At 57.4% G+C, this 20,265-nt stretch carries 25 protein-coding genes; 15 read left to right on the forward strand and 10 right to left on the reverse strand.

The window, feature by feature from the left end:
* Positions 1–20: 20 nt before the first annotated feature.
* Positions 21–599: a thymidine kinase gene (locus ACR0AK_RS12340; RefSeq protein ID WP_170558960.1), complete on the forward strand. Its 579-nt coding sequence runs from the start codon at positions 21–23 to the stop codon at positions 597–599.
* On the opposite strand, the gene ACR0AK_RS12345 is transcribed toward ACR0AK_RS12340, so the two are convergent.
* The 5 genes from ACR0AK_RS12345 to ACR0AK_RS12365 all read right to left on the reverse strand — a co-directional run bounded on the left by ACR0AK_RS12345 (position 596) and on the right by ACR0AK_RS12365 (position 3,791).
* Entirely contained in the window at positions 596–1,546 is a 951-nt protein-coding gene (locus tag ACR0AK_RS12345) for a 2-hydroxyacid dehydrogenase (RefSeq protein ID WP_480793496.1), read from the reverse strand. The genes ACR0AK_RS12340 and ACR0AK_RS12345 overlap by 4 nt on opposite strands.
* On the reverse strand, positions 1,546–1,884 hold the full coding sequence (locus tag ACR0AK_RS12350; protein ID WP_480793497.1) for a tRNA-binding protein: 339 nt from the start codon (positions 1,882–1,884) through the stop codon (positions 1,546–1,548). The genes ACR0AK_RS12345 and ACR0AK_RS12350 overlap by 1 nt, the downstream gene beginning before the upstream one ends.
* The gene (proC, locus tag ACR0AK_RS12355) at positions 1,877–2,692 is read right to left on the reverse strand and encodes a pyrroline-5-carboxylate reductase (protein ID WP_480793498.1); all 816 of its coding nucleotides are present in this window, start codon (positions 2,690–2,692) and stop codon (positions 1,877–1,879) included. Before proC ends, ACR0AK_RS12350 begins: the two co-directional genes overlap by 8 nt.
* A gap of 36 nt (positions 2,693–2,728) precedes the next feature.
* Positions 2,729–3,229, reverse strand: coding sequence for a type III secretion system chaperone family protein (locus ACR0AK_RS12360; protein WP_170558968.1), 501 nt, complete (start codon positions 3,227–3,229; stop codon positions 2,729–2,731).
* 313 nt (positions 3,230–3,542) lie between these two features.
* Complete coding sequence (locus tag ACR0AK_RS12365; protein WP_050604795.1) at positions 3,543–3,791, reverse strand: accessory factor UbiK family protein; 249 nt, start codon at positions 3,789–3,791, stop codon at positions 3,543–3,545.
* Between the two features lie 97 nt (positions 3,792–3,888).
* On the opposite strand from ACR0AK_RS12365, the gene lgt reads away from it, so the two are divergent.
* The 5 genes from lgt to ACR0AK_RS12390 all read left to right on the forward strand — a co-directional run bounded on the left by lgt (position 3,889) and on the right by ACR0AK_RS12390 (position 8,112).
* The gene (lgt, locus tag ACR0AK_RS12370) at positions 3,889–4,776 is read left to right on the forward strand and encodes a prolipoprotein diacylglyceryl transferase (RefSeq protein ID WP_480793499.1); all 888 of its coding nucleotides are present in this window, start codon (positions 3,889–3,891) and stop codon (positions 4,774–4,776) included.
* Positions 4,773–5,840 (forward strand): class I SAM-dependent methyltransferase, encoded by a 1,068-nt coding sequence (locus ACR0AK_RS12375; RefSeq protein ID WP_480793500.1) that lies wholly within the window; start codon positions 4,773–4,775, stop codon positions 5,838–5,840. The genes lgt and ACR0AK_RS12375 overlap by 4 nt, the downstream gene beginning before the upstream one ends.
* A complete protein-coding gene (pgeF, locus tag ACR0AK_RS12380; RefSeq protein WP_170558974.1) occupies positions 5,837–6,595 on the forward strand; it encodes a peptidoglycan editing factor PgeF in 759 nt (252 codons plus the stop codon). The genes ACR0AK_RS12375 and pgeF overlap by 4 nt, the downstream gene beginning before the upstream one ends.
* A gap of 272 nt (positions 6,596–6,867) precedes the next feature.
* Positions 6,868–6,996 carry a hypothetical protein gene (locus ACR0AK_RS12385; RefSeq protein ID WP_302477274.1) on the forward strand — a complete coding sequence of 43 codons (129 nt, stop codon included), beginning with the start codon at positions 6,868–6,870 and terminating at the stop codon, positions 6,994–6,996.
* A gap of 333 nt (positions 6,997–7,329) precedes the next feature.
* Positions 7,330–8,112, forward strand: coding sequence for a Hint domain-containing protein (locus ACR0AK_RS12390; RefSeq protein ID WP_170558975.1), 783 nt, complete (start codon positions 7,330–7,332; stop codon positions 8,110–8,112).
* A gap of 116 nt (positions 8,113–8,228) precedes the next feature.
* Here the strand turns inward: ACR0AK_RS12390 and ACR0AK_RS12395 are convergent, their stop codons facing one another.
* Positions 8,229–8,729: an Lrp/AsnC family transcriptional regulator gene (locus ACR0AK_RS12395; RefSeq protein ID WP_480793501.1), complete on the reverse strand. Its 501-nt coding sequence runs from the start codon at positions 8,727–8,729 to the stop codon at positions 8,229–8,231.
* 227 nt (positions 8,730–8,956) lie between these two features.
* Here ACR0AK_RS12395 and trxB point away from each other — a divergent pair, with 227 nt between their 5' ends.
* The 5 genes from trxB (at position 8,957) to ACR0AK_RS12420 (ending at position 14,998) form a co-directional block, all read left to right on the forward strand.
* Entirely contained in the window at positions 8,957–9,898 is a 942-nt protein-coding gene (gene trxB, locus ACR0AK_RS12400) for a thioredoxin-disulfide reductase (protein ID WP_480793502.1), read from the forward strand.
* Between the two features lie 4 nt (positions 9,899–9,902).
* Positions 9,903–10,379, forward strand: coding sequence for an RES family NAD+ phosphorylase (locus ACR0AK_RS12405; protein ID WP_480793503.1), 477 nt, complete (start codon positions 9,903–9,905; stop codon positions 10,377–10,379).
* A gap of 51 nt (positions 10,380–10,430) precedes the next feature.
* The gene (locus ACR0AK_RS12410) at positions 10,431–12,101 is read left to right on the forward strand and encodes an adenylate/guanylate cyclase domain-containing protein (RefSeq protein ID WP_480793504.1); all 1,671 of its coding nucleotides are present in this window, start codon (positions 10,431–10,433) and stop codon (positions 12,099–12,101) included.
* Positions 12,102–12,307: 206 nt separating this feature from the next.
* Complete coding sequence (locus tag ACR0AK_RS12415; RefSeq protein WP_480793505.1) at positions 12,308–14,026, forward strand: bifunctional sulfate adenylyltransferase/adenylylsulfate kinase; 1,719 nt, start codon at positions 12,308–12,310, stop codon at positions 14,024–14,026.
* Positions 14,027–14,140: 114 nt separating this feature from the next.
* The gene (locus ACR0AK_RS12420; protein WP_480793506.1) at positions 14,141–14,998 is read left to right on the forward strand and encodes a hypothetical protein; all 858 of its coding nucleotides are present in this window, start codon (positions 14,141–14,143) and stop codon (positions 14,996–14,998) included.
* On the opposite strand, the gene ACR0AK_RS12425 is transcribed toward ACR0AK_RS12420, so the two are convergent.
* The 4 genes from ACR0AK_RS12425 to ACR0AK_RS12440 form a co-directional block, all read right to left on the reverse strand.
* On the reverse strand, positions 14,995–15,864 hold the full coding sequence (locus tag ACR0AK_RS12425; protein WP_480793507.1) for a hypothetical protein: 870 nt from the start codon (positions 15,862–15,864) through the stop codon (positions 14,995–14,997). The genes ACR0AK_RS12420 and ACR0AK_RS12425 overlap by 4 nt on opposite strands.
* Positions 15,861–16,748: a PhzF family phenazine biosynthesis protein gene (locus tag ACR0AK_RS12430; protein ID WP_480793508.1), complete on the reverse strand. Its 888-nt coding sequence runs from the start codon at positions 16,746–16,748 to the stop codon at positions 15,861–15,863. The genes ACR0AK_RS12425 and ACR0AK_RS12430 overlap by 4 nt, the downstream gene beginning before the upstream one ends.
* A gap of 98 nt (positions 16,749–16,846) precedes the next feature.
* Entirely contained in the window at positions 16,847–17,071 is a 225-nt protein-coding gene (locus tag ACR0AK_RS12435) for a DUF1150 family protein (protein WP_170466716.1), read from the reverse strand.
* Between the two features lie 5 nt (positions 17,072–17,076).
* The gene (locus ACR0AK_RS12440) at positions 17,077–17,490 is read right to left on the reverse strand and encodes an Hsp20 family protein (RefSeq protein ID WP_058275530.1); all 414 of its coding nucleotides are present in this window, start codon (positions 17,488–17,490) and stop codon (positions 17,077–17,079) included.
* A gap of 164 nt (positions 17,491–17,654) precedes the next feature.
* Between ACR0AK_RS12440 and ACR0AK_RS12445 the strand changes: the two genes are divergently transcribed.
* The 4 genes from ACR0AK_RS12445 to ACR0AK_RS12460 all read left to right on the forward strand — a co-directional run bounded on the left by ACR0AK_RS12445 (position 17,655) and on the right by ACR0AK_RS12460 (position 20,264).
* Positions 17,655–17,879, forward strand: a complete 225-nt coding sequence (locus tag ACR0AK_RS12445) for a YdcH family protein (protein WP_058275529.1) — start codon at positions 17,655–17,657, stop codon at positions 17,877–17,879.
* Positions 17,880–17,956: 77 nt separating this feature from the next.
* Positions 17,957–18,442, forward strand: a complete 486-nt coding sequence (purE, locus tag ACR0AK_RS12450; protein ID WP_170558990.1) for a 5-(carboxyamino)imidazole ribonucleotide mutase — start codon at positions 17,957–17,959, stop codon at positions 18,440–18,442.
* Complete coding sequence (locus tag ACR0AK_RS12455; protein WP_480793509.1) at positions 18,439–19,197, forward strand: NAD(P)-binding domain-containing protein; 759 nt, start codon at positions 18,439–18,441, stop codon at positions 19,195–19,197. Before purE ends, ACR0AK_RS12455 begins: the two co-directional genes overlap by 4 nt.
* Entirely contained in the window at positions 19,197–20,264 is a 1,068-nt protein-coding gene (locus ACR0AK_RS12460) for a 5-(carboxyamino)imidazole ribonucleotide synthase (protein ID WP_480793510.1), read from the forward strand. Before ACR0AK_RS12455 ends, ACR0AK_RS12460 begins: the two co-directional genes overlap by 1 nt.
* Position 20,265: the final 1 nt, after the last annotated feature.

Consider the following 20,265-nt stretch of genomic DNA (forward strand, 5'->3'; position numbering starts at 1 on the left):
AGGCGTTTTAGACCCGGGTCATGGCAAAACTATACTTCAATTATTCGACAATGAACGCGGGTAAGTCGACCGTGTTACTGCAAGCCTCGCACAACTACCGTGAGAGGGGCATGGACACCTATCTGATGACCGCAGCCTTAGACGGCCGGGCCGGTGTCGGCAAGATCGCCTCGCGCATCGGAATCTCGGCTGATGCGGACACGTTCGCAGCTGAAAACGACGTCTTCGCGATGATTGAACAGCGCTTGAAAAAAGGGAACGTCACCTGCGTTTTTGTGGATGAGGCGCAATTTCTGACCGAAGAACAAGTCTGGCAGCTTGCGCGCGCGGTGGATGACCTTGGAGTTCCCGTCCTTGCCTATGGCTTGCGCGTAGATTTTCAGGGCCGCCTGTTTCCCGGCTCAGCTGCCCTGCTGGCCCTGGCCGACGAAATGCGCGAAGTGCGGACCATTTGTGAATGCGGGCGCAAGGCCACGATGGTTATCCGCCAGGACGAAAACGGCAACGCCATCACTGAAGGCGCGCAAGTGCAGATCGGCGGCAATGAAACCTATGTTTCGCTTTGCCGCAAACACTGGCGTGAAGCCGTCGGGCGCTAGACCGGGTTCGGCAATGGGCGACCTGCAACATATGCCGCAACATTATCCAGCGCCAATTGCCCCATATCAGTGCGCACCTCTTCCGTCGCTGTGCCGAGATGCGGCAGTATTGTCACATTCTCCATATCGCGCAGCGCCTGCGGAACAGTGGGTTCGAACTCATACACGTCAAGGCCGGCCCCTGCGAGCTGACCGGCTTGCAGGGCGGTGATCAAGGCAGATTCGTCCACGACTTCTCCGCGCGCAATATTGATAAGGATACCCGAGGGTTTCATCGCCTCTAGCACCTGTGCATTAATGAGGTGGCGCGTTTCTACACCACCCGGAACGGCGAGCACCAGAAAATCTACCGCAGACGCCAGTTCTTTCAAGTCCGGGATATTTTCAGCGGGAAACTCCACTTCTTTCGGGCTGCGCGACTGGTAGGCCACGTCCATCCCGAAACCAAAATGACAGCGCCAGGCAATAGCCTGACCAATTCGGCCCATCCCGACGATTCCAACGCGTTTTCCGGTCACGTGATGACCCAGCATTTGCGTCGGATGCCAGCCCTGCCAGTTTCCGGAACGCACCAGCCTTTCACCCTCACCTGCGCGGCGCGCCGTCGATAGAAGCAAGGTCATTGCGATATCAGCCGTGGCATCGGTAACAGCACCAGGGGTGTTAGTGACTTCAATCCCTGCCGCCCGCGCGGCTGCAACGTCAATATGGTTGTAACCTACACCGAAATTGGCCAGCAATTTGCAGCGCGGCTGCGGAACCGCGGCAAAAACCTTAGCCGAAAACTGATCGCCCAGAGTGGGCACAACCACGTCGAACTCAGCCAAGGCGCGCCGCATTTCCTCGGGTGACATGGGCAAAGTGCTGCTGCGAATCTCAACGTCAAACTCGGTTCGGGCACGCGATTCGACGGCAGTGGTCATCGGGCGCGCAATCAGCAAATTCATCAGTGCATCCTTCCACCGACGGGAACTTCATCATCCGGTCCGATAAGGACGATCTCGCCCTTCTCATCAGGCAAGCCGAGGACCAAAACCTCGGACATGAACTTGCCAATCTGGCGCGGCGGGAAATTGACAACGGCCATCACCTGCTTGCCCACTAGCGTCGCAGGATCGTAATGCGCCGTTACCTGGGCTGAGGTTCTGCGCTCGCCAATTTCATTACCAAAGTCGATCCACATCTTGATCGCGGGCTTGCGGGCCTCGGGGTACGGTTCGGCGCGCAGGACCTTGCCGACCCGAATGTCGACTTTCAGAAAGTCGTCGAAAGAAATCTCACTCACGGGACAGCTCCTTGGATCGGTCGGTTGCGGCCTTAACGGCGCGGTGCAGCAGATCGGGGAAACCTTCTTCCTCATGCATCAGCACTTCAAGCGCAGCTTGCGTTGTACCGTTGGGAGAGGTCACGTTTACGCGCAATTGCGAGGGATCTTCTTCAGCCGCCATAGCAAGGGCCCCTGCCCCAGCGACGGTGGATTTGGCCAGCTTCATCGCCAATTCATGGCTCAAGCCCTGCGCTTGTCCGGCAGCTGCCAGCGTTTCGATCAAGTGGAAGACGTAAGCCGGCCCCGAACCGCTGAGGCCTGTCACAGCGTCCATCTGCGCCTCATCATCCAGACGAACCGTGTCTCCTATTGCGGACAATAGGTTTTCGGCCAAGGCAACATCGGCGGCTGAAGCGGCCGAATTGCCGATCAACGCAGTAATTCCCTGACGGATGGCAGCCGGTGTGTTCGGCATCGCCCGCACGATAGGTGTGCCATCGCCCAACGCATCCTCAAACGTAGCAATTGAAGTACCCGCAGCGACAGAGACGAACAGGCTGCGACCTCCGCCCAGCGCCTTGATTGCCGGTAGCGCCTCGCCCATCATCTGAGGTTTTACGGCCACCAGTACAACCGCCGGAGCCTCGGGCAACGGAGTGTTGATATTGACGCCTAGCGACTTCAACCAATCAGATGGATATGGGTCGATTACCCAGACGGCTGACGCAGGAAGGCCATGCTCCAACCACCCGGCGAGCATGGCCGATCCCATCTTGCCGCACCCCAGAAGAACAAGCCCCTGCTCAGCGACGCGTGACATGTCCATAATTGCCCCTTCCCTTATCCGGTTTGGGGCAAAGCTTTACGCGCGGCCGTAGGCCTCTGCAATGGCGACCTGCATCGCGTCCTCGGGATCGCGGTTGCCCCAAGTGACCAACTGGATCGCTGGGTAATAACGCTCAGCGCTCAGCACCGCTGCGGTGATCATTGTGTCGATCTGTTCCGGGCTGGCCATTTGGCCGCCGGTCAAAACCAGCCCGTACCGGTAAACCATAAGCTTTTGATTAGCCCAGTAAGTAAACGCACCGGCCCAGCACTGATCGTTCATCTTGTTGAGCAGCTCATAAAGCTCATTCGTGCGTTCGGATGGCGGGTCCATTTCGAAAGAGCACACCATGCGGAGCGTTTCGTCATAGTTGGACCAAGCCAAGGTGATCGAGTATGTGCGCCACTGCCCCTCAACAGCCATAGCTATCTGATCATCCCCGATCCGGTCGAAATCCCAGTCATGGTGTTCGGCAAGATGTTCAACAATGTCGATTGGATGAAGGTCTTCTTCGAGAAACTGTTCGGAAAGGGCCATAATGCCACCTCACTAATCTCTAGCCTTTTAGGGGCTGGCAGCGCCCCAGCGCTAGTTGCTTGCTCTACAAGCCGGGCTTCCCCAGTCTGCCTGTACTAGATATGGTGCGCCGCGGGCAGGGTTCTGGCAACCCTATTTGTTGGGGATAACAGCAATAAGTTGTGGACAGTCGGCAACGGCGATCAAAATATTGGCCGCTCACACAGCTTTGTCTTGATTAAATTCAGCAAGACGTCAGAATACACATCACCGCACAATCCAATGCCGGATTGCGCGGCGGCTTTCTTTTCTCAAAATTTCGGGTTTGCGGAACTTATTTGTCCAGCTTGGCTTCAAGCGCGGCAATGCGCGCCTCAAGTGCGGCGTTCTCTTCACGCGCTTTCTGCGCCATGGCACGCACGGCATCAAATTCCTCACGCGTGACGAAATCGCGGTCAGCCAGCCAGCGATCGATCATCGACTTCATCGCATTCTCGGCCTCTTCCCGCGCGCCTTGGGCCACGCCCATAGCATTGGTCATCAGCTGGGAAACGTCATCAAGAATCTTATTACGGGTTTGCATGGCTTTACTCCGGTATCGCGGTTGGTCTCTATATGGGTAAAGATTGGCCCGGGCTCAAGGTTGACTTGCCCCGCAAACCCCGGGCAATGAGACGCACATGCAGGCTGTTCTGAATTTCCCCGACCTTTCGCCCGAATTGTTCTCGATCTCGCTGTTCGGGATGGAGTTCGCACTCAGGTGGTACGCGCTGGCCTATATCGTCGGCATTCTGATCGCATGGCGACTGGGCACTATGGCATTGAAACGCCCTGCCCTTTGGCCCGCAGAAACACCCCCGATGAAGCCGCAGCAGTTGGAAGATCTGATCACCTGGATCATCCTGGGCGTTATTCTGGGCGGGCGTCTTGGGTTCGTTCTGTTCTATCAACCGGGTTATTACCTCTCGCACCCGCTGGAGATCCTGAAGATCTGGCAGGGTGGGATGGCCTTTCATGGGGGGCTGCTGGGGGTTGTTGTCGCGTCATACCTTTACGGTCGTCGGCATCAGATACCGATTTTATCCATGGCCGATCTGATTGCACACGCTGTTCCACCCGGCTTGCTGCTGGGCCGACTGGCGAATTTCACGAATGCCGAACTTTGGGGACGACCCAGCGAGGTTCCGTGGGCGGTGATCTTTCCCGGCGCTGCCGCGCAAGATTGCCCCGGCGTTGTCGCCGGAATGTGTGCCCGCCATCCTTCGCAACTGTACGAAGCCGCGCTGGAAGGGTTGTTGCTGGGCACAGTTCTCCTGTGGATGGCTTACCGGCGCGGGGCATTTCACAAGCCAGGCCTCGTGACCGGCGTCTTTCTAACAGGCTATGGGGCTTCGCGGTTCTTCGCCGAGTTCTTTCGCCAACCCGATGCGCAATTTGTCTCGCCCGGCAATCCGCTGGGACTAGCGTGGCATCTTGGCGGATACGGTCTGACGATGGGACAACTTCTGTCTCTGCCGATGATCGCACTTGGCCTTTGGCTCGCGTTGCGCGCGCGATCGGCGCCATGAAACTGAAGGACCACCTGCTGGCGCAAATCGCGTTGAACGGCCCGATGAGCGTCGCCGATTTCATGACCGAATGCCTGCTGAACCCCAAGTTCGGGTACTATACCACCCGCGATCCTTTGGGCGCACAGGGGGATTTCATCACAGCCCCGGAAATCAGCCAGATGTTTGGCGAGTTGATCGGTCTTAGCCTGGCGCAATGCTGGATAGATCAGGGCAAGCCGGACAGTTTCACGCTGGCCGAGTTGGGGCCGGGACGCGGCACCCTGATGGAAGATATCCTGCGCGCGACCCGCAGCGTGCCGGGCTTCCATGAGGCGGCCGAAATCGTATTGTTCGAAGCCTCTCCTGCGCTTCGGGACAGACAGGCCCAAACACTCAGCAATCACGACCCGCGCTGGATCGATTCGCTTACCGACTTGCCCAAAGCCCCTCTGTTTCTGGTGGCGAACGAGTTCTTTGACGCACTGCCGATCCGCCAGTTCCTGCGTGACGGTGATGGCTGGCACGAACGTCTCATCGGCGCAGAAGGCGAATCGTTAGCATTTGGCCTGGGGCCCAACACCAGTCAGGTCGCTCTTGCGGATCGCATTACCGACACTGAAGACGGCGATCTGGTCGAACTTTGCGCGGCCGCTATTCCGATTCTGACCGTGATCGCAGGCCGGATCGCATCGTGTGGTGGCACTGCATTGATCGTTGATTATGGAGACTGGCATTCGCTGGGCGACACGTTTCAAGCTTTGCAATCACATGAACGTGTTGATCCCCTCCAAGCGCCGGGTCATGCGGATTTGACCGCGCATGTAGATTTCGAACCCCTTGCCCTGGCGGCACGCGCGGCGGGTTGCGCGCATACAAAGCTGACACCTCAGGGCATATTTCTGGAGCGACTCGGCATCACTGCCCGCGCACAGGCATTGGCATCACCACTCGGCGGGACTGAGCTTGAGACACTCATTGCTGCACATCGCCGGTTGACGCACCCCGAGGAAATGGGAAACCTGTTCAAAGTACTGGGCCTCTACCCCTCATATGCTGCTCCTCCACCGGGACTGGAACCATGACTTTGGAAATTCTGACCTCGGACATCCTTTCGCCTGTCCGCCACGGATTCTTCAGCCGCCGGGGCGGTGCATCTTCCGGTATATTTTCGGGTTTGAACTGCGGCTATGGCTCGTCTGACCAAACCGAAGCAGTGACGGTGAACCGCCAGCGCGTCGCCGCCGCGATGGAGGTCGAATCGGATGCTTTGGTCGGCGTACATCAAGTGCATTCGCCGACTGTTCTGACAGTGGACGCGCCGATCAATGGAGAAAAGCCCAAGGCAGATGCCGTTGTCACCGCGACCCCTGGATTGGCGCTGACGATTCTGACCGCGGATTGCCAACCGGTGTTGTTTGCCGATCCTGACGCAAATGTGATCGGAGCCGCGCATGCGGGCTGGCGCGGTGCACTGGACGGCGTTTTGGAAGCAACCTTGGACGCGATGGAGGCTTTAGGGGCGCAAAGACAAAACACTGTCGCCGTTATTGGCCCGACGATTTCTCAAGGCGCTTATGAGGTCGGTCCCGATTTTCTGGATGAATTCGCTGCGGATTCACCCGATAATCTCAGGTTCTTCGCAAATGGTAGTGGGGATCGATTGCAGTTCGACTTGCCCGCCTTTGGTTTGCACAAGTTGCGGCAAGCTGGCGTGGGTCAGGCCGAATGGACGCGGCACTGCACCTATTCAGACCCGGACAGATTCTATTCCTACCGCCGCTCAACCCACGCGAAAGAGGCCGATTACGGCCGCCTGATTTCCGCCATTAAATTATAACTCGCGCCCCAATTGTGGCAAAGTCGCCGCTTTTTTGCCACAATTGTTGTGTCTGTTTGAGTCGAGACATTTTGATTTTTATTGTCCGCACTCAGATGTTTATCAATCGATTTTCCAGCAGTGCGAGGCATTCCAAAGGAAGAGGACCTGCTGACCTTCAATTATACTGCATTAACCCCGGATCAGCCTTATCGGTGCCGCAATGACGCGTCACAGTGATCCGACAAGGGAAAACGGGGTGTTCACACTCCGATACGAGCAGGAACAATATCATGAAGGTCAAATCTCGCTTCCTCAGTGCCGTTGTTGCGGCCACGCGAGAGCAGGCACCGGAAATGCCGTGGAAACGGGTTTCCAGTACTTCGGTCCGGGTCGCGCGCCGCTTGGCGCGCCGGCGCTGACCAAAAGGCCCAAGGAACCAAGCTGCCGGTTCCAAGGGTGAAGACGCACATCGGAGGGGTGCTCCGGGCCGGTGTGTGACCAACCGCTGAAATTTCCAGCGGCCTGGTTCAGGGGTGTGTGTGCGCAGGTAATTTCCGCTTGCGTTGTAGTGAGTTTGTCTGGGGGGTCAGTGTGTTGACCAAAGGAAAGCGTAAATTCATCGCGTTGCGACGCCGGAAAGGCGTGCGCCCTGTGGTCTCTATCTCATTCAAGACAAAAAAGATGCCGGTCAGGTTGCCCTGTACGGAGGGCTCTACCCGTCTGAGCGGCTTTTTAGAGGGGACGGAATAAAAATGACAATTCCACATTCCTTGGCGCGTGCAGCCAGAAACGCGGTCGAAACTTCGACCATGCTGCGCGAAATCCCAAGGACACAAGCAAGACCAAAGGCGCAGCTGCGGCGCTATGAGGTCAGCACGTTGATGCCAAACGGAGATGTATCGTTAACGCGCCACATCGCCCCGGCTTTGCCCATGTTCGAAGACGCGTTCTGCGCTTTTACGCGCGGATCATTGGTGGAAACCGAACACGGCCCATTGGCGATCGAAGATCTGCTTCCGGGCGACTCGGTTCTGACACAGGATGGCGAACTGCAGACAGTTCTGTGGAAAGGGTCGGTGACACTGATTCCCGGACGCGAGGATTCGCGTGGCCGAACGCGCCCGCTAACGCGGATCATGGCTGATACGTTTGGGATGCAAAAGCCGCTGTCTGGCGTGATCGCGGGGCCTGCCGCGCGCTTGCTGGGTGCGCCTGCGCACCTGCGCCATTTGCACGGGGGCAGTGAAATCCTGACCCCTGTTCATGAATTCCAGGACGGTATGAGCGTGATCGAAACGCTACCGCCGACCCCGATCGAACTGTTTCACATCTGCCTGAAACGCCACTCGGTCATCAAGGTCGACGGCCTGCAATTCGAATCTTACCATCCGGGCGTCAACGCCGTGCGGCAGGTCAGCAGATCACTTAGGTCGATCTACCTGAACTTGTTTGCGCACATCGAATCGCTGAATGATTTTGGCCCGCTGGTTCTGCCGCGCGCCGGAGACGGCGAAGTGGACGCGCTCACGGCCTGAAAACGGAAATTAACTGCAATGTGGGGGCATCATGCAGCTAATACTTAGTTGGGTTCTATCATTGACGGTCGCAGCTTTTCTGCCGCCGTCAAAACCGCATCAAAAGCGGATGATGTTTACGCCGTCCGGCTCATTCGTTCTTCAAGAACGTCGAAGGGAACGCCGGGCTCGTCTTTTGCGCCGCGGATAACCAGCGATGTTTTTACGCTGGCTACGTTGGGCGTTGTCAGCAGCTCGCCGGTCAGGAATTGCTGAAAACTGCTCAGGTCGGGGGCGACGCATTTCAGGATGAAATCTACCTCGCCGTTCAACATGTGGCATTCCCGGACCAGAGGCCATTCGCGGCAGCGTTCCTCGAACGTGTTGAGTTCGGATTCGGCTTGGCTTTCCAAACCCACCATCGCAAAGACCTGAACCTCGAACCCCAGCTCGCGTGAGTTCACATCGGCATGGTAACCGCGGATCAGCCCGGACTCCTCAAGTGTGCGCACCCGCCGCAGGCAGGGCGGCGCGGAAATACCTACGCGCTTTGCCAGCTCAACATTGGTCATACGACCGTCTGCCTGCAATTCCGCCAGAATCTTGCGATCAATCTCATCCAGCCGTATCGCGACCATGAAATGCTCCTAGAATTTTCGGTTGTTATATCAGCACCCGATCAATGCGCAATTATCTTTCGCATCCGCGCAATATTCTATATTTTCAATGTTCTTTTTTTGGGCGCCCACCGGCAATCGCATAGCAGCCTGTCAAAAGGTTGGGGGTTTAAGCCCTGCGCGGTGGTCGCTATATCCATCCGTCAGGGGCTACGCGCCCCAATCAGGCAGATCGAGTTGGGGGTACCATGGCCGAAACACGACACACCAGGGTTCTGATCATCGGATCGGGACCGGCCGGTTACACGGCCGGCGTTTATGCCAGCCGCGCGATGCTGGAGCCGATTCTGGTTCAGGGCATCGAGCCGGGTGGCCAGCTGACCACAACAACCGAGGTCGAAAACTGGCCCGGAGATACCGAGGTTCAAGGCCCCGACCTGATGGTGCGTATGCAAGACCACGCCAAAGCGATGGGCTGTGAAATCATCGGTGACATAATCAACGATCTGGACGTCAGTAAACGCCCGTTCACCGCAACAGGCGACAGCGGAACCATCTACACCGCCGATGCGGTCATTCTGGCCACCGGCGCGCGCGCCAAATGGCTGGGGCTGCCGTCAGAAGAAAAATTCAAGGGCTTTGGCGTTTCGGCGTGCGCCACCTGCGACGGATTCTTTTATCGCGGACAGGAAATCGTGGTGATCGGCGGCGGCAACACCGCCGTGGAAGAGGCGCTGTTCCTGACTAATTTTGCCAGCAAGGTCACGCTGATACACAGACGGGATGAGCTGCGCGCGGAAAAGATCCTTCAGGACCGTCTGCTAAAGCATGAGAAAATCGAACCCCTGTGGTTCCATGAGTTGGAAGAGGTGACCGGCACCGATGCCCCACTGGGTGTCGAGGGTGTGCGCGTCAAAAACGTGAAGACCGGTGAGGTCACCGAGATCCCCTGCAAGGGCGTTTTTGTTGCGATCGGGCACGCGCCAGCCAATGAACTGGTCAAGGACTCGCTGGAATCCCATATGGGCGGCTATGTCGTGACAAAACCGGGCTCGACCGAAACTTCGGTGCCGGGTGTATTCGCGGCGGGCGACCTGACAGACCACATCTACCGTCAGGCTGTCACCAGCGCGGGAATGGGATGTATGGCCGCCTTGGACGCCGAGCGTTTCCTGGCCGAACAGGACTAATCAGATGCTGAAATTCTCTGGCCCGGTCTGGAGAATTTTGTTTCTGTCACAATTGGACGCCCCTTTGGCCCCTGCTCGGGCGCCAGAGGGGCGTTTTCATTACTCAGGACAGCCAGCGCTTTACGCATCGCTCAGCGCGGAGGGCGCCGGAATCGCCATTCGGCGATATGTCACGGCAGGCGATCCGCCACGGGTTTTGGTGCAGGCGAACGTGACAGACGCAAAGCTGGTCGACCTACGGGGGCAGTCTGACGCATCTGTCATATGGCAGGATATTCACGCCGAACAGGGCATCTCACCCACATGGCGGTTCTCGGACCACGCGCGCAGCATTGGCGCGGACGGGTTGCTGTACAGCTCGCGCTCGCGCCCCGAACTCAGCCATATTATCCTGTTCGACCCGTCGCCTTCCCTTATCGGTATGGATGCACCGCCGACGAATTGGACGCCGCATTACGCACAACCTCCGCTTGACCGCTAAGCTGTGGCGTATCAGACTCGGCCTCAGACGAGACGAATGCGGGTGATCTGATTGAAAACTGTTCTGTGGCAAGGCGGGTGGGCAACCCGGCTAAGGATCGGTAGCGGCCTGATTCTGTTCGCCTTTGCGTTCTTTCATTTCATCAATATCGGCCTTGGTCTGTTTCACACGGACTACCTGCATGACATGCAGGATGCCCGGCATGTGATCACGCGCCACGGGATCGGAAGCGCAATCCTCTATGCTGCTCTGCTAATTCACGCAGGGTTGGCCCTGTATTCAATTAGCCAGCGCAGGACATTGCGAATGCCGTTCAGCACGGGGTTGCAGATGGTGCTGGGGTTGTTGATCCCATTACAACTGATCTCACATATCGTGCAAACGCGATATGCGAACACGGTCTTCGATGTGAACGATGAAATGGGCTATATCATCGTGCTGATGTGGCCCAGCTACGCGGTCTGGATGCAAAGCCTGCTGTTATTGGTAGTTTGGGTGCATGGTTGCCTCGGACTGCACATGTGGCTACGGCTGACCAAATGGTGGCCCAAACTGGTACCTTATCTGATTGGTCTGGCTGTGTTCGTTCCGACATTTGCTCTTACCGGAGTGTTGACGGAAGGGCGCCGGATCTGGGCCGATTTTGCAGATCCTTTTTTGCGCGAACAATATATCGAGCACTACAACTGGCCTTCTCCAGAAGAATTTCAGACCCTGTTCAACGTCAAGGACAATGCGCTGATGGCGTTCTGGGTGGCCCTTGGAGCATCCCTGGCGGTTTTTGCGATCCGCAAGCTGTGGCGCCGCCGACATTCTGTGCGCGTCAAGTATGTTCAGGGCCCTGAGGTCGTTGCCGAAAAAGGCATGACTTTACTTGAAATATCTCAAGCCAACGGGATTCCGCACACCGCGCTGTGCGGTGGAAAAGGGCGCTGTACCACCTGCCGTGTGATTGTCGAGGATGGCGCGGATCAACTGCCTGAACCCGGTGAGGTCGAAGCCCGAAGCCTTGCCGCAGTCAGCGCCCCGGATGGTGCCCGGCTAGCTTGCCAGATCCGGCCGACCGCGCCGATCACGGCGTTTCGAATGTTTCGCCCGGACGGCGCCCGACACCGGGCACATGCAAGCCAGGGTCAGGAGCGGCAATTGGCGGTTCTGTTTCTGGACATGCGCGGCTTCACCTCTCGCACCACCGGCCAGTTGCCCTATGACATCGTTTTCCTGCTGAACCGATTTTTTGACGCCATCGTTCCCGCGATCACCGCCGAAGGCGGAGTGGTGGACAAATACATGGGCGACGGCCTACTTGCGGTATTCGAAACCGCCGACGCCCAAAGCTCGGCCCGGGCGGGAATGAAGGGGGCCGCTGAAATCAGCCTGGCCCTGCAACGTTTCAATCAGCAGTTGGAATCCGAGGGCAGCCCTAAAATTCGCATAGGAATGGGCTTGCATCTGGGCGACCTCGTTTTGGGCGAAATCGGCGCTGCAGGCCATGCCGCTCGCACGATCATTGGAGACACCGTCAATGTGGCCAGCCGGTTGGAGGCTGAAACCAAAACACTGGGCTGCGAACTTCTGGTCTCAGAAGAGTTGTTGCTGGCCGCAGGCTATGAGGGCGATATGCGGCAAGTCCGCTCGTTTGAGTTGCGCGGTGTGACACGCCCGATTCCCGCCTTGCCCGTCCACACAGCCGCGGATTTGAACACCAGTGTCGCTGCATAAGAACACTCGCCCTCAATTCAGTGGAATTGTTGCCCACCGCAGGGACCAACTTCGCGGTTTGTGTCACAAACCGGAAAATCCTTCCATTGCGGGAAAAAACCGCGCATATCGTCCTTAGTTTCATCAAGGTATATGGACTTCACCCAAATGCCGGGGCAAACGCCCTTAACTCAACGGCAAAAAAGCACTTCGACAAGAGTATTCCAATGACGATGTTAAGTAACCTGGCCCCTATCCCCGAATTGTACGTGTCATACGAGTCGGCACAAAAAATGAAGGTGGAAGCCGCCGATCTGACCAGCTGGGACCTGAGCCCCCGCCAGATCTGCGATCTGGAATTGCTGATGAACGGCGGGTTCAATCCGCTCAAGGGATTTCTGGGCCAGGCGGACTACGACAATGTCGTTGAAAACATGCGGCTGGCCGACGGCACCCTTTGGCCGATGCCCATCACGCTGGACGTAGACGAAGCGTTCGCCGACAAAATCGAACTAGGCCAGGACATCGCACTGCGCGATCAGGAAGGCGTTATTCTGGGCACAATGACCGTGACGGATCGGTGGACGCCCGACAAAGCGCGCGAGGCCGAAAAGGTCTTTGGTGCTGATGACGACGCCCACCCTGCGGTGAATTATCTGCATAATGTGGCAGGCAAGGTTTATCTGGGCGGGCCGGTGGTCGGTATTCAGCAGCCGGTTCATTATGACTTCCGCGCGCGTCGCGACACGCCTAACGAGTTGCGCGCCTATTTCCGCAAGGTCGGCTGGCGTCGCATCGTGGCGTTTCAGACGCGTAACCCGCTCCACCGCGCACACCAGGAACTGACCTTCCGCGCCGCAAAAGAGGCACAGGCCAACTTGCTGATCCATCCGGTCGTAGGCATGACCAAACCGGGGGACGTCGATCACTTTACCCGCGTGCGCTGCTATGAGGCTGTGCTGGACAAATACCCGGCCTCCACCACCTCGATGTCGCTTCTGAATCTGGCTATGCGAATGGCTGGTCCGCGCGAGGCGGTCTGGCACGGGCTGATCCGCGCCAACCACGGCTGCACCCACTTCATCGTTGGTCGAGATCACGCCGGTCCCGGCAAGAACAGTCAGGGCGAAGATTTCTACGGCCCCTATGATGCCCAAGACCTATTCCGCAAATACCAGGACGAAATCGGCATCGAAATGGTCGACTTCAAACACATGGTCTACGTGCAGGAACGCGCCCAATACGAGCCGAATGATGAAATCCTCGACAAGGACAACGTCACCATCCTGAATATCTCGGGTACCGAACTGCGCCGCCGTTTGCGTGAAGGTCTTGAGATTCCGGAATGGTTCTCGTTCCCCGAAGTCGTGCAAGAGCTGCGCAGCCGCTTCCCACCACGTTCGCGGCAAGGGTTCACCGTGTTTTTCACTGGCTTCTCGGGTTCAGGCAAGTCGACAATTGCTAACGCCCTAATGGTCAAACTGATGGAGATGGGTGACCGCCCTGTTACCCTGCTGGATGGTGACATTGTGCGGAAAAACCTGTCGTCTGAGCTCGGCTTTTCCAAGGAACACCGCGACCTGAACATCCGCCGCATCGGCTATGTGGCCAGCGAGATCACCAAAAATGGGGGTATCGCAATCTGCGCGCCGATCGCACCATATGCCACGACCCGCCGCGCGGTCCGGGAAGAGATCGAACAGTTCGGTGCCTTCTGCGAGGTTCACGTGGCGACCAGTATTGAGGAATGCGAACGCCGCGATCGCAAGGGGCTGTACAAGCTGGCACGCGAAGGCAAAATCAAAGAGTTTACCGGAATTTCGGACCCCTACGACGTACCCGACAGCCCCGAGCTGAGCGTCGAGACCGAAAATGTCGAGGTCGACAACTGTGCCCATCAGGTTCTGTTGAAACTGGAAAGCATGGGTCTGATTGCGGCGTCATAAACGTTCTGGATACCAATAATTAAAGCGGCCATCAGTGGCCGCTTTTTTTGTTGGATTGACAAGCGGGGACTGCCTTGGTGCAAATGCAACACCTGACAAAAACGCAAAGTGCCCATGACCCGCGACCTGCCTGCAATTGCTAGTTTCTGGTTCGGTTCAGATTTAAGCTGGCTCGAGGCGTTGTGTATTCAATCCTACCTGGATAACGGTCACCGGTTTGTCCTGTATACCGTGCATGAAGTCCAAGGCGTGCCTAAGGGTGCCGAGGTACGACCCGCAGCCAACATTCTCTGGCCCGCGCCGTTTGATTTCCAACCGGAAGATCGGTTGGGGATCGCAGTGTTTTCGGACATTTTCCGACTGCGGCTTATGCAGAAAACCCCGTTCATCTGGGTCGATCTGGATGCTTATTGCGTGCAGCCATTTGATTTTTCTTCCTCTTATATATTTGGATCTTCTCAATCAGGTACCTTTCCAAACGGCGTACTGCGCCTGCCGGAAGATTCTGAGACACTGGCGTTATGGATCGACTTCGTGACCTCGACCAATCCGACCCAACCCTGGCGTGGCGGGCGATTGTTTCGGCACAATCGCAGGCGCATCCGAAACGGTGAATCCTGGGGCATCGAAGCACTGCCATGGGGCAGCTCAGGCCCCAAAGCGCTGGAGTTCTTTTTGCGTCAAACGGGTGAAGACGTGCACGCAATGCAAGCCGATGTCTTCTATCCATTGGATAAGGAACAGCTATGGAAACTGCACGATCCGCTCATATCCACGTCCGATATAGAACGTGATGCGGTGCATTCGGTCCACATCTACGGACACCAGAAAAAGTTCTTAGCAGGCAAATCCGCCGGGCTTCCTGTCAGCGGATCATACCTGCAACGGCTTTGCCTTCGGCATGGAATTGACGCCCTGGCAAACCCTATACGGCCCGTGGGATGGCTGGCCCCAAAACCAATGGACCACTAGGCCGCGTTGACCTGTTCTCGCAGCGTTCGCACCGCGCGACCTTCAAAGTCACCAAACTCTGCTGCCTTGCTTTGCGCAGCTTTCAGATGCGGCAGACGCTGGGCATAGTCTTCAGCGGACAAGCCTCCGATCGCGCGCTGAATATCGACTTCGGTCTCGCAGAGGATCATGCCCTTGGTATCCATGAAGTCGCCAATATTCGGGCAGCCCCAATAGATCGGAACCGTTGAACACAGGATCGCGTCTGTCAGCTTTTCCGAGAAATAGTTCTTCTCGCGCACATTCTCGATCACGACGGAATAGCGATACGGGGCCAACCCGTCGGACTTGCGGTCGAACGGGGTATATCCCCGCCCCATGATATCCACGTCGGCCCCGTTGTCGCGTACCCATTCAATCACTGAATGGCGCAATTGATGGCCTTCTAGATCACGCTTGGCCGAGGCGATCAGTGAGCAGGATTTGGTCTTTTCGACATCCAACTCACGCCAATCCGGCACCATTGTCACGCCATAAGGCAGGAACACCGAGTTCGGAAGGTTCTGCAGCAACACGTCGTGGAACGTCATCACGCGAAAGAAACGCCGCCACGTGTAGCGCAGCATCTTGTCATGCTTGGCGTGAATGGCCGACGGCTCACCCATCATCAGGGATATCCGGGCGCGGGTCCCTCGGCGAAGGCGCAGATGCACGGTTGAATTAGGGTACATGATCAGGTGGTCAGTACGCTCAAGATCGCCAACCGTTTTACCCATCAGGCGCTCGGGGCACCCTTCGGGCCAGATCAGATCAGACAATGGAACCGAAGCCAGTTTCGGCCCCAACCGATGCCCGTAAGGCAGGATGGCGATCGCGGGTTCAGTCATGACAATTGCTCGGGCAAGTTGACCTGACCGCGCATTAACACAAAGCCACGCCCAGCCACCTTGATACCGGTCATCGCATCCGCCGGTCCGACGCGCGTCACAGTCGCCTGACCCGGGCGGCCCAGGTCATGGCCCTGTTCAGCTGTAAACGTATCCTTTGGCATCAAACCGTATTTCCACAGATATGCCGCCATTGCCCCGGTTGCGGATCCGGTAAACGGGTCCTCAGGTGGGCTGGGCGGCAACATCATCAGGCGCGAAAACGTATCTCCAGCCTCAGTCGCACCCTGGAGCGTCACAATATACGGCTCGGCCATGTCCGATCCGGAATACCCTCCGGCCTCTATGACCTTGCGTAGAGGTTCTTCAACCAACGTTGCAGCACGCAGCGCTTCAAGATCGCGCAGAACAGTGACACAGAACGGCAACCCGGTTGAGACCATCTGAGGCGGCGAGATGATCGCATTTTCCGGCAGATTGATGGCCGCGGCAACAAGATCGGCTGGAACCATCGCACCAAATTGCGGTGCGACCTGCGTCATCTCAATCTCATCGCCGCTGAGTTGAATCGACACGATCCCTGCCCCGGTTTCCAAGGTCAGGGCCTCGCCCTGAAACAAACCACGCGACCGCATTGCCGCAACCGTGGCAATAGTTGGATGCCCGGCAAAAGGGATCTCACGGCTGGCCAGAAAATAGCGTACTTTGATATCGGCCACATTTGAGTGGCCTGTGAAGGTACACTCGACCAAAGAAGTTTCCCGTACATAGGCTGTGCAGACTTCTTCAGGCAACCCTGCCCCACCATGGACCACCGCGCAACCGTTGCCACCAAAGGCGCGGTCGCTGAAGGCATCCACCCAGTCAAAATCAAACCAGCTCATTTATTGAAGCCTCCGCCCTGCGAACCAATCCTGGTTCGCATATCTCACCCGTGGGGCGGCGGATGTCACGGGAAAATCACGCGCTGTGGGGGGCCGTTTCAGTGAACGGCCACCGGAGAGAAGTCATGCTCGCGCGCCAGAACAAAGGCCAGCTTGCGGTCTGCGACCAGTGCCAGTTGCTGACCATCTGAATCGTGCACAGCATAAAGCTGATCCAGATCACCGGCCTGTTCGCGTACTTCCCGAGGCAGGTCAGCTACATCGACGGCTTTCACGTAAACGATCCGATCGCCTTCGGTGTTGATTTCAATCGGTGTATTCATTGCTCTTACCCCTTCCGTATATTGATTGTCTGCACCACGGTTTCCGGCACGGCGCGGGTCAGGTCCACATGCAGCAGACCGTTCTCCATGATCGCCTCGCCCACCTCGACACCATCGGCCAGCACAAACATGCGCTGGAATTGGCGCGCCGCGATGCCGCGATGCAAAAAGATGCGCCCCTCGCTATCGTCGCGTTGACGGCCCCGGATCACAAGTTGGCGATCCTCGATGGTAATCGACAAGTCTTCTTCCGCAAAACCGGCAACCGCCAAGGTGATGCGATAGGAAAAATCCGAGGTCTGTTCGATGTTATAGGGCGGGTATCCTTCGTTGCCGGCCTTTGCAGACCGCTCCAGAAGGCGTTCCAATTGCTCGAACCCCAAAAGATGCGGGTATGAGCCAAGAGTAAGTTTTGACACGTATTTTCGTCCTTTTTTGTCAAAGCGACGTATGGTGCGGCCCCGTTCCGGCAACCGCGTATGATAGAATATGGGAATATGCAGGGATGTCCACAAGGTCTGGTCGGATAAAGTCTGACACACTATCTTGTGTGGAAAGCACCACAATAATGACCGAGTCGCCTATGAACGCGCCCACTGACATTTCGATGAAAACTGACGAAGTTCTTCGGGTCGAGTTGGAGGTTTTTCGCCGCCAGCACCGCGATCTAGACGAGGCGATCGAAGCGCTGCAAGCGACGGGCACGTCGGATCAGCTGACGATCAAGCGACTGAAAAAGCAGAAACTGCGCCTTAAGGACATCATTCGCCTGATCGAAGATCGCCTGACCCCGGATATCATTGCCTAATACCCCTCTACTGCATTGCCAGATAGGCCGATTTGGCTATAGTGCGCGCTCTTTCGACGGGCAGAGGCGACAAGCGGATGAGCGATGTAAAAGTGGGGATCATCATGGGCAGCCAGTCGGACTGGCCCACGATGAAAGAGGCCGCGGATATTCTGGATGAACTGGGCATTGCGTATGAAAAGCGCATCGTTTCGGCGCACCGCACCCCCGATCGCCTGTGGGACTATGGCAAAACTGCCGTTCAGCGCGGTCTGGATGTGATTATCGCCGGTGCGGGCGGTGCTGCGCATCTGCCGGGGATGATGGCCTCAAAGACGCGCGTGCCGGTGATCGGCGTGCCTGTTCAGACCCGTGCCCTGTCCGGCGTCGATTCGCTTTACTCCATCGTGCAGATGCCCAAAGGCTTTCCGGTGGCGACGATGGCTATCGGCTCGGCCGGTGGGGCCAATGCCGGGTTGATGGCGGCCGGCATCCTCGCCTTGCAGGACGCAGCGCTGGCTGATCGGCTGGATGCCTGGCGCGAAGCTTTGTCTGCTTCTATCCCCGAGGAACCCCAAGGATGAGCCGTATCGGCTTTATCGGAACCGGACATATCGCAGCCCCCATTGCGCGTTTTCTTACGGACAAGGGGCATAGCATTGCCGTTACAGAGCGAAACGCCAAAGTCTCAGCTGAGTTGGAGGCTGAACTGGGCGTAACGGTTACAAACCCACAAGCGGTTATCGACGCATCGGATATCGTTTTTCTTTGCCTGCGCCCTCAGATCGCCCCGGAAGTTCTGGATAACCTGAGTTTTCGCTCGGATCAGCAAATCGTATCTGTGATGGCAGCTGTATCGGCGGATCAGCTTGCATCCCTGTGCGCTCCGGCGACTGACTTCGTTCAAACAATCCCTTTGGGGTTTTTGCGGCAAGGCGGATGCCCGCTTGCAGCGTTTGGCAACGATGCCTTGCTGGCCGAACTGTTCGAACCCGAAAACCCAGTTGTAAAAGTCGAAACCGAGGCGGCGTTGAACGCACATTTTGCGATCTGCGCGATGGTGCCGGGGATTCTGGACGTTATGGCGACAGGTGCCGAGTGGTTGGCCGAGCAGACAGGCGACGCGGATGCCTCGGAGTTCTACACAACACAGCTGCTGTCCGGATTTCTGCAGACGATGCAAACCGGGCAAGCCGGGCGTCTGGCCGAGGAACGGGACGCGCTGGCGACGGATGGAACACTCAGCCTGCAGATGACACAGGCATTGCATGCGGGCAAAGCACATGATGCGCTGCGCTCGGCCCTGCAGGCGATTGGAAAAAGGTTGGAGACAGACTGATGACGGACATGCTTGCTCCGGGGGCGCGGATTGGAATTTTGGGCGGAGGCCAATTGGGCAGGATGTTGTCCGTCGCCGCAGCCCGGTTGGGCTTTGTAACCCACATCTTTGAGCCGGGCGCGAACCCACCCGCCGGTCAGGTAGCGGATAATGTGACCACTGCAGCCTATGACGACGCTGCGGCGCTGAAAGCGTTTGCCGAGTCGGTTGATGTCATCACCTATGAATTCGAAAATATCCCGACCGAAGCGCTAGACCTGTTGGAAGCACATTGCCCAATTCATCCGGGGCGCGAAGCACTGCGCGTCAGTCAGGACCGCCTGACCGAAAAGACGTTCCTTGCCGGGTTGGGCTTGAAAACAGCGCCGTTCGCCGACATCACCGATCTGGACTGCCTAAAGGCAGCAATTGACCAGATTGGCACGCCAGCCATCCTGAAAACACGTCGTTTCGGCTATGACGGCAAGGGGCAGGCGCGCCTGCGTAGCCCGGAAGATGCCGAAGCAGCGCTGGCCGATATGGCGGGAGCACCTGCGATCCTTGAAGGGTTCGTTAACTTCAGCCACGAAGTTTCGGTTATCGCCGCCCGCGGTATCGACGGTCAGGTTGCCTGTTTTGACCCCGGTGAAAACGTGCACCGCGATGGCATCCTGCACACCACGACGGTACCCGCCCGCCTCGCCCCGGCGCAGCGAACCGATGCCGTTCTACTGGCCGCGAATATCCTGAACGCGCTGGATTACGTTGGCGTCATGGGCGTCGAGCTGTTCGTCACGTCGGAAGGTTTGATCGTAAATGAGGTCGCGCCAAGGGTGCATAACTCGGGCCACTGGACGCAGAACGGCTGCGCGGTAGATCAGTTTGAACAGCATATTCGCGCCGTAGCCGGTTGGCCGTTGGGCGACGGTCAACGCCATTCAGACGTGGTTATGGAGAACCTGATCGGCGACGATATGGACCGCGTGCCGGAATTGGCGCGGGAACGCGACGTGGCGCTTCATCTCTATGGCAAGGCTGAAGTCAAACCGGGCCGCAAAATGGCGCATTTCAACCGCATCACGCGGTAAC

The organism is Ruegeria sp. BI12 (genome assembly GCF_056537985.1).